This window comes from Polaromonas sp. (assembly GCF_012927415.1).
Taxonomy (GTDB): Bacteria; Pseudomonadota; Gammaproteobacteria; order Burkholderiales; family Burkholderiaceae_C; genus Polaromonas.
Map to the genome: position 1 here is coordinate 1 of NZ_JABBPF010000123.1, position 8710 is coordinate 8710.

7 protein-coding genes are annotated in these 8710 nt (G+C 58.2%); 2 read left to right on the forward strand and 5 right to left on the reverse strand.

What is annotated here, in order from left to right; genetic code table 11:
* Positions 1-131: 131 nt before the first annotated feature.
* Positions 132-284: a hypothetical protein gene (locus tag HHJ19_RS11635; RefSeq protein ID WP_296907461.1), complete on the forward strand. Its 153-nt coding sequence runs from the start codon at positions 132-134 to the stop codon at positions 282-284.
* Positions 285-437: 153 nt separating this feature from the next.
* On the opposite strand, the gene HHJ19_RS11640 is transcribed toward HHJ19_RS11635, so the two are convergent.
* From HHJ19_RS11640 to HHJ19_RS11660, 5 genes are all read right to left on the reverse strand, one after another.
* A complete protein-coding gene (locus HHJ19_RS11640) occupies positions 438-1112 on the reverse strand; it encodes a PIG-L family deacetylase (RefSeq protein ID WP_296907464.1) in 675 nt (224 codons plus the stop codon).
* A gap of 76 nt (positions 1113-1188) precedes the next feature.
* Positions 1189-2373: a glycosyltransferase family 4 protein gene (locus HHJ19_RS11645; protein WP_296907467.1), complete on the reverse strand. Its 1185-nt coding sequence runs from the start codon at positions 2371-2373 to the stop codon at positions 1189-1191.
* 96 nt (positions 2374-2469) lie between these two features.
* Positions 2470-4830, reverse strand: coding sequence for an ATP-binding cassette domain-containing protein (locus tag HHJ19_RS11650; RefSeq protein WP_296907470.1), 2361 nt, complete (start codon positions 4828-4830; stop codon positions 2470-2472).
* Positions 4820-5626, reverse strand: a complete 807-nt coding sequence (locus tag HHJ19_RS11655) for an ABC transporter permease (protein WP_296907473.1) — start codon at positions 5624-5626, stop codon at positions 4820-4822. The genes HHJ19_RS11650 and HHJ19_RS11655 overlap by 11 nt, the downstream gene beginning before the upstream one ends.
* Before the next feature lie 271 nt (positions 5627-5897).
* Positions 5898-7883, reverse strand: coding sequence for an SDR family oxidoreductase (locus HHJ19_RS11660; RefSeq protein ID WP_296907476.1), 1986 nt, complete (start codon positions 7881-7883; stop codon positions 5898-5900).
* Between the two features lie 236 nt (positions 7884-8119).
* Here HHJ19_RS11660 and HHJ19_RS11665 point away from each other — a divergent pair, with 236 nt between their 5' ends.
* The gene (locus tag HHJ19_RS11665) at positions 8120-8695 is read left to right on the forward strand and encodes a phasin family protein (protein WP_296907477.1); all 576 of its coding nucleotides are present in this window, start codon (positions 8120-8122) and stop codon (positions 8693-8695) included.
* Positions 8696-8710: the final 15 nt, after the last annotated feature.

Consider the following 8710-nt stretch of genomic DNA (forward strand, 5'->3'; position numbering starts at 1 on the left):
GCGGTCAAGGATGCCCATGTGGCGTAGGTAATCAAGGTCAACTTGAAAGTTGAACTGTTTAATTACAGAATCGACGTGGGCCAAAGCGTTATCGGGAGCGGCTCGACGGCAAGCTGCTGGCGGTGACCAATATGGATATACCCACGGTAGAAGCGCAGCTTGAGCAACTCAACCGCATTGACCAGAAAACCGTTCAGACCAAAGATGGCAAACGTCTGACGGGTTTGAGGAAGATGACGCTTGCTCAGCAGTCGTTGTTTGCAGCCCTCGGAGGCCTGACTTAGACCAGCCAGCCTTCGCGAAAGCCAAGGCAGTTGACTCTCGCCCCACTCTGGCGATCGGTGTGAAAATTTTTTATTTAACGCGATCGAATAAATCCGCCGGTCTTTACGTCGTTTCTACGAGGCGCGTGCGGCGTCAGTTGGCGGCACTGGAGGCTAGGGACACTTGGGCAGCAGTGTCGCCAACAATTGCAAAGCCATGGCCTGCACTTGGCTGAAGACCCCGCCACCCTTCGCAGGCTCGACCCAGAAGGCCTCTGCCAGCCGGTCCCTGCCGAGGTAAAGGCCGCGGTAACGGTTGAGCCCGTCCATCGCGCGCTGGTAGTCGCCACACGGCATCGCCGTTGCATGTTCGGCCAACGCGGCTTGCTTGCGGGAAACTTGCTCGGTGATGTCCACCACATGGGTCGCTGGTACTGGCGCCCAGATCTCATAAAACAGAAGTTGTTCAACACTGGAGCTCTGGCAGCATAGCGGTTTCAGAAATGCTGCAATACGGACATGATCGCGGTGGTAATCCAGCGGCGACGGCAAGAAAACCCAGTCGGGCCGATAGTCCTCCAGCAAAGTCCGCACTTGGAGTGCAAGTTCAGGACTTCCCTGAAAACCACCATCTGGCTGATTGAGTTGCATCGAATCGGTTACGCCAAGAGCGGCCAGCGCCCGACCGAACTCGACTTGACGCACTGCGCCGGCCTCGGGAGGCAAACCGCCGGCACCACTCCCGTCGGTCACCAGCACCACCTTGACTGGGCAATGCAGAGCCAGGCGGGCCAGGGTGCCACCGCAGCCCAGGGTTTCATCGTCCGGATGAGGTGCAAAAACAAGCACTTTGCGCGCCTGGGTCAAATCGAGTGGTAACGGCAAAGGGCAAGCGTCCAGCGCCGCCAACTGACGCCGTATGCGCCTAGTGCGTAAAAAGCTCAGCATATTGGTCGGTCACAATTTCAAGGTTTGATGCCTGACGCGCACGGGTTGCAGCGCGCGCTGACCACACCTCTCGCTGCACAGGCTGGTTAATCAGCTCATCGAGCGCGCTTTGCAATGCATGTTGCTCGACAGGAATCAGCCAGGCCCCCTGACCCATGACTTCTGGCACGCCACCAACTGCCGTACAAACGCAGGGCAGTCCTGCCACGAGCGCTTCAAAGTTGGCCAGTCCGAACGATTCAGTGGCAGATGTACTGACATAGATGTCCGCTGCCGCGAGGTATGGCTTGACATCTTCAACCACCGAAAAATGGATGCGGTCACCCAGACCCAAAGCATCAGCCGTTTGTTGAAAGTTTTGCGCAACGACGCCTCCCAGGAGTTGCAAATGCAGGTTCCGGTAGCGACCAGCCAAGCCAACCCAGGAGTCCACCAAAAGATCAAATCGTTTCAAGGGTGCAAAACGGCCCACGCCCAGCACGTAAAGATCGTGCTCGTTCCAGCCAAGCGAGCAGCGAGCCTGCTGACGACTGGGCAAGACCATTTGTGGCGCAGCATGAGGAATAGTCTGCCAATGACGCGGATTGGCAGGCAATGCCAGATCACGCGCCAATTGATCAAGGGATAGCTGCGTGGGCGCGGTCACCCAGTGGGCCGAGGCCAGCGTAGCCGCTTCGAGGCGGCGCAGCCACCGCTGGGTTCGGGGGCCTTGTGTCAGGCCATCTTCGTGGGTGGCCCTGCTGTAGCAGCCAAAGCCGTGTTCGGCAACACCCCAACGGACACCTCGCAAACCCAGCACCTTCATGCCGAGGTGGAACCCGCATGCCAACCAGGGGTCGTGCAGTTGCACCGATGTGAAACCTTCGCCGCGCGCGGTCTGCGCGGCGAACCAGCCCATTTGTAACCGCTCAGCCAGTGCGCCCAGCATCAACTGCCTGTTTGGCACACCTGCAAAACCAGGCAACTTGCCGAGCCACGTCAACCATCGCGCACGGCCAGCCTTCGCGGAGTCAGGCAAATCATCCTGACATAAATAACGTACTTGCCATCCTTTGCTCCGCAGAGCTTGCACCACCGGCGTGAGGCTGCGTCCCAAGCCATAACGGCGATCGTCCGACAACTCTCGCGTCACCATCAGGACGTTGAGTGCCGATGCAGTCATATTAATGACCGTCAGGTAGCCGAAAAAGCTTCATAGGCATTTTCAGGTAACCCGCAAAACGACGGATACACAGAAATTTGATGACCATTGGCGCCATCAACACAAGTCGGTATCCCCAGCCATCAACCACCAATGGCCGCGGAGTTCGTCAGGGGAAGGCCCTGGCGTCCAGATATTCGCGGGAACAAGCAGATCCAGTGGAATTTTACGGCCCGCTTCCACGCCAAGCAGATCTGCATGACTTGCAGTAATCCAGGTAAAAATTTCGGACCGCCCCAGCTTGCCGGCAAAACGGCGCCCGACGTCCAGCAATTCCTGAAAACGCTCTGGCGGCGCAATAAAGTCGACCAGCTCCACGCCTTTTTCATGATGGTCGCGCAGCACCAAAACACCCACCGCAACACGACTGAAACGGCGTCGCACCAAAAGCACGGCGTAAGGCCGCAGCGGGTGCATCAGGTAGCGGCTGTGAACAAAGGCCCAATCGCGAACTCCAACGATGCTGCCCCGCAGCGCCCGCTTCATGTCCAGCCACAGTTTGTCCACGATGGTGTAATTCGAATCAATAAGAGGACGCGCAGAAATCCGCATGACAGGTAGCCCAGACAGGTTCGGCCAGCGTATTTCCGTCATAGAGTCAACTTGCGCATGCAAGCCCAGAGCCTCAAGCGACAAAAGCTGTCCCCTTGCCTGAAAACCAAAATCCAGAAGATGTGGCCGCCCGTCACCGACCAGCAGTTCAGCCGAAGTGGCAGCAGCCATCTGAAACGGGCTGTTGTGTGCCAATTCGCCGCGCTGCGATGGATGCACCATGACATCACTCACCTGCAGGGCCATGGCCGGCTGACCGAAGTAACTAATCGCCCGTGGCCTGCCCCCGTAAAAAGCGACGAGCTTGTCACCCTCCCAGACGCCTGCGCCCAGCCGATCGCCCTGCCCGTATTTCCACTGCCACAGCGCGGTCGACAACGGGTGGCCGGACGATGCCCTGAACAACTCGTGCCAGGCAGCTTGCTGCTCGCGCCGCACCCACCCGACATGCCAGCGAGGCTGCTGCTGCCTGCGCCATTCGCCCTGCTCATTGCAGGCCAGGCCAAACCGGAGGGCAAGTGCCTGGTGGCCAGCAGCAACCGCGCTTTGCTCATCATCAAGTGCAGCGCCTGCCTCAAGCGCGGTGGTAGCAGCCAACACGTCCAGCGGATCGCGGCTCAAAGCCTGCTCAGGCTCCGCACGGTCTGGTGCAGTCTCGGCACCGGTTGTGCTTTGCCAGCTGTGCGCCAGAGAGACCAGTCCCTGCTCCAGCGATTGTTGGCTGAAATGCAGCGTTGCCACGTTGGAGGCGGTGTCATAAATGTGAATCCCGTTTTCGCTGAGCAGGTACACCCAGACGAAGTACTCGCCCTTGAGCAGGGGAATATTTGGAAACTCGATGATGGCAGTACCGCGGCCGGACTCATCGCGTGCCAGCTCAAGCGCGTCCGCGAGCGTGCTGCTGCTGGTCAGCATACGGCCATCGGGTGCATTCAGGGTCACGGCAACTACCGGCGACGGCAGCGCCGGGTCCGATGCGAAGCCGACACTGACGCCAAGCGTTTGTTGCAAACTTTGTACTTCCAGCGATGTGCCTACCTCGTCATCCACGCGGGTCTGCACCGCCACAATGCGGGCATGCCCCATTGGCGATGAGGCTGCCTTTGAAGTCGAACTGGCCTGAGCGGCGTCGCGGTCCAGAAAGGTCTGGTACTTGGCCACCACGGTGGCTGGATTGCCCATTTGCTGAATTGTGCCTTTTTCAAGCCACAGTGCTCGGGTGCACAAGGCCTCGATCTGGTACATCGAGTGCGAGCAGAAAAGAATCGTCGCGCCCTTTTCCTTCAGGCTCATGATGCGGTCGAATGACTTGCGCGCAAATGCACCGTCGCCGACTGACAGGGCTTCGTCAATGACCAGAATGTCCGGGTCCACACTGGTAGCAATGGAAAAAGCCAGCCGAACATACATTCCGCTGGAGTAGGTTTTAACCGGCTGATGAATAAAGTCGCTAATGCCCGAAAAGTCAACGATGGCGTCGTAGCGTTCGTCGATCTCCGCTTTGCTCAGCCCCAGGATAGAGGCGTTGAGATAAATATTCTCACGACCGGTGAACTCCGGGTTGAAGCCGGCACCGAGCTCCAGCAGCGCTGCAATGCGCCCATGGACAGCGACGCACCCCGACGAAGGAGTCAGGGTGCCGCAGATCAATTGCAAAAGCGTGGACTTTCCGGCACCGTTACGCCCTACCAAACCGAGAACTTCTCCTTTTCCGAGTTCAAAACTTACATCATTCAGGGCGGCAAATTCACGGTAATAACGCCGATCTTTCCGTGCCAGCATTTGCCTGAGACGGTCAATGGGGCGGTTATAGATTTGAAAGGTTTTGCCAAGCTGCTGCGCGTGAATGGCAAGCTTAGAGGACATCAGCAAAACCTTTGCGCGTCAGCTGGAAAAAAATCGCGCCGGCTGCGGCAAATGCACAGGCCAGCAGCGCATAGAGTCCAAGCGTGCTCCAGGCAGGCCATTGCCCCAGCAGCACCACAGCTCTGACCTGCTCAATGATTAGCGTGAGCGGATTCAGATTCATCCAGAACTGCCAGCGGACATTCAAAGTAGACACGGAATAAAAAACCGGCGACATGAACATCGTCAGGCTGACGATCATGTTCATCATCTGGCCCACATCACGAACAAAAACACCCAAGGCAGACAAAAACCAGCCAACACCGAGCAAAAATGGCAGGAAAGCAGACAGAACCAAAGGCAATGCCAGCGCCGTCACTGGCAAGCCGCCACGAGCAATCAGCAGGACAAGTAAAAGAGAAGCAACGCTGATCACGAGGTGGAACAGGCCAGACAACACCGTCACCCAAGTCAGCAGTTCCACCGGGAAAATCACTTTTTTAACGAGGTTCGGTTGCTCAACAACCAGGTTTGGCGCCCTGTTTGCCACTTCGGCAAATAAATTGAAGACGACAAGCCCCGCAAAAACCTGCAAGGCGAACTCAACCCCGCCCCCTTTTTCCGCACCAGGCCAGCTAGCCCGAAACACACCGACGAATACAAAAGAATAAACCCCCAGCATCAGCAAAGGAGTCAAGAAAGACCAGGTCAGGCCAAGCAATGAGCCGCGATAACGCCCCAATACTTCCCGTCGCGCAAACTGCCAGAGCAACGATCGGTTTGAGAGCGGAATGAATGAGTGAGTAGAGCGTGCCACCCGCCAAAGTTTAACATTCAGCTTTCGGCTATTGATTGAAGCCCCACTCTCATTGCAGCCCGGGCAGCAGTTCTGCCCGGCGTTTTTCAGTGACGCAGCCAGCAGCTTTAAGTGCGCCTCATCAAACGTTCGGGCCGGTTTGCGAATCTCACGCCGCAGCAGCGCCGGCCAAGCGCTGCAAGAGCGGTGTTCACCTCGACATGCGGCTGGCGCCTACGTTCATGGTCGAGCCCAACCGGACGAAATTTGGTGCAGACCGGGCACAAGCCAATCAGAAGTGAATTCCCCGCATCATCTGTTGCATCGCCATTGCCTCGGGCGACAACTGCGACTTCGCACCTTTGTCGCCCTTGGCCGCCGACGAATCCGGGAACATGCGAAAGCTGGTGTTCATGGCAATTTGCGCAATACGCGGCACCAGGGCATGCATGACCTGGCCGGTAATGCCAAGACGCGTGGCAATTCGCACGGGCCTGAAGATGCAGGCCTGCGCAATCAGGTCCGCCGCTTCTTCTGGTGAAAGCGTCGGTACGTTGTTATACAGATTGGTCGGCGCAATCATGGGCGTGCGCACCAGCGGCATGTTGATGGTGGTGAAGCTGATGCCGACGTCGGCAAACTCGCTGGAGGCGCAGCGCGTCCAGGCATCGAGCGCCGCCTTGCTGGCCACGTAAGCCGAAAAGCGCGGCGCGTTGGTCAGCACGCCAATTGAGCTGATGTTCACCACATGGCCTTTGCGCTTGGCGGCCATGCCGGGCAGCAGGCCCATGGTCACGCGCAGGCAGCCGAAGTAATTCAGCTGCATGGTGCGCTCGTAGTCGTGAAAACGGTCGTAGCTGGCCTCGATGGCGCGGCGGATCGAGCGCCCGGCGTTGTTGATCAGAAAATCGACACTGCCATGGCTCAGCGTCAATTCCTTGAGAAAGCGGTCGCAATCGGCCATGTCGGCAATATCTGCAGAATAGGCAACGAAGGTGTAGCCCCTGGCCCTGGCTTCCTTGCAGGCTTCATCAAGCTTGTCCTGGTCGCGGCCGCAGATGATGGTCGTGGCGCCCGCCTCGGCAAACTTGTGCGCTGCAGCCAGGCCGATGCCTGACGAGCCGCCGGTGATGAGCACCACCTTGCCGCCCACCGTCCCGCGCAGCGACCGGTCGATGTGCAGGTCAGGATCAAGGTGACGCTCCCAGTAATCCCACAGACGCCACGCATAGTCGCGCAGATTGGGGCAGGCGATGCCGCTTCCCTTGAGTGCGGCGAGCGTTTCGCGGCAGTCGAAACGCGTGGGATAGTTCACGAAGGTGAGCATGTCCTCGGGCAGTCCCAGGTCGGTCATGATGGCGTTACGTACGCGCTGCACGGGGGCCAGCGCCATCAGCCCCTTTTTCACCGCCTTGGGAATGAAGCCGAGCAGCGCCGCATTGACGAACAGATTCATCCTGGGGGCGTGGGCGGCCTTGCTCAGAATGTCCAGCACATCGCCGACGCGATAACCCACGGGGTCAACCAGGTGGTAGCACTTGCCGCTGGCGCGCTGCTGGTGGCTGATGTGGTCGAGTGAGTCGACCACAAAATCGACCGGCACGATGTTGATCCGGCCGCCCTCCAGCCCGACCATCGGCATCCACGGTGGCAGCAACTGGCGCAGGCGCTGAATCAGCTTGAAAAAATAGTAGGGGCCGTCAATCTTGTCCATCTCCCCGGTCACGCTATGACCCACCACCATGGCGGGTCGAAAAACAGTCCACGGGATCTTGCATTCCCTGCGTACAATTTTTTCGCTCTCGTGCTTGGTTCTGAAGTAGGGATGGTCGTAGTTTTCAGCCTCTTCAAACATGTCTTCGCGGAACACGCCTTCATACAGGCCTGCTGCGGCAATCGAGCTCACATGATGAAACTGCCCGGCGTCAATGGCTTTGGCAAACTCCACCGCGTTACGGGTGCCGTCAATATTGACGGCGATCTGGCTTTCCTCATCGGCGTCAAGGTCATAAACCGCCGCCAGGTGGTAGAAATGGGCGACCTCACCCTTGAGTTTTTTGATGTCTTCGGCACTGACGCCGAGTTTTTTTCGGGTCAGATCGCCGTGCACTGGAACGGCCCTGGCCGCGCTGACGCCCCAGTACGCCCGCAAAGCGGCCACTTTGCCGGCGCTTTCCTGGCGGATCAGAAAATGAACCGTCGTGCCTTTTCGTTCCAGCAGCTTTTTAACCAGGCGTTTACCGATGAAGCCGGTGGCTCCCGTGACGAAATAATGCATTCAGTTTTCTCCGCTTAACTGCCAATCAAAGCGCCATTCTTGCTTAAGCGGCACACTCTCCCTTTAGCGAAAACCCGCGTTCGGGTCGCCACCGGCGGCTTTTCCTTAGAGCGGCATCCCTAACGTTCTAGAAGCAGTCACCTAAACGTCTGCGGGCGCAGCGCTTATATTTTGAGTTGAGCGCTGCAAGCTGCTGGCGCAAGCTTTTCACAACCCTAGCCCGTCCGGAGTCCACCATGGTCAAAAAACTGCAAAAAATGAGCGCCAATAAAAAATCGGGTCCGCTACTGTCCAGCGCCGTCAAGGAATCAGCCCAGCAGATCTGGCTGGCTGGCCTGGGTGCTTTCTCGAAGGCACAGGAAGAAGGCGGCAAAGTATTTGAAGCACTGGTCAAGGACGGTCTTTCGATCCAGCGCAAGACGCAGGCCGTTGCCGAGGAGAAAATCTCGGAAGCTACCAGCAAGATGACCAACATGGCCTCCGACATCCAATCGAAGGCGGGCAACCAGTGGGACAAGCTGGAAAACATCTTTGAAGAGCGCGTCGCCAAGGCATTGAAAAAGCTCGGTGTGCCCTCTGCCAAAGAAGTGATCGCGCTGACAGCGCGGGTCGACCAACTCGAAAAGCACGGCCCGAAGATGACTGGCAAGGCACCCGCAGCCAAGCCGGCAGCCAAGGCGCCCGTCAAGACTGCCGCCAAAAAAGTGGCCAAGCCTGCAACCCGGCGCATAGCCGGGAAAGCTGCAACGCCTGCAGCCAACCCTTCGGCCGGCCCGTCCGAAGCGCCTGCCGCAGCCAAACGGCCCGCGTAAAGCCACTCGGCCGGG

What these genes read in the sequence shown, in the direction of transcription:
- HHJ19_RS11645 (WP_296907467.1), bottom strand. Translation starts at nt 2,373, where the DNA reads ATGACTGCATCGGCACTCAACGTCCTGATGGTGACGCGAGAGTTGTCG.
- HHJ19_RS11635 (WP_296907461.1), top strand. Translation starts at nt 132, where the DNA reads ATGGATATACCCACGGTAGAAGCGCAGCTTGAGCAACTCAACCGCATT.
- HHJ19_RS11660 (WP_296907476.1), bottom strand. Translation starts at nt 7,883, where the DNA reads ATGCATTATTTCGTCACGGGAGCCACCGGCTTCATCGGTAAACGCCTG.
- HHJ19_RS11665 (WP_296907477.1), top strand. Translation starts at nt 8,120, where the DNA reads ATGGTCAAAAAACTGCAAAAAATGAGCGCCAATAAAAAATCGGGTCCG.
- HHJ19_RS11650 (WP_296907470.1), bottom strand. Translation starts at nt 4,830, where the DNA reads ATGTCCTCTAAGCTTGCCATTCACGCGCAGCAGCTTGGCAAAACCTTT.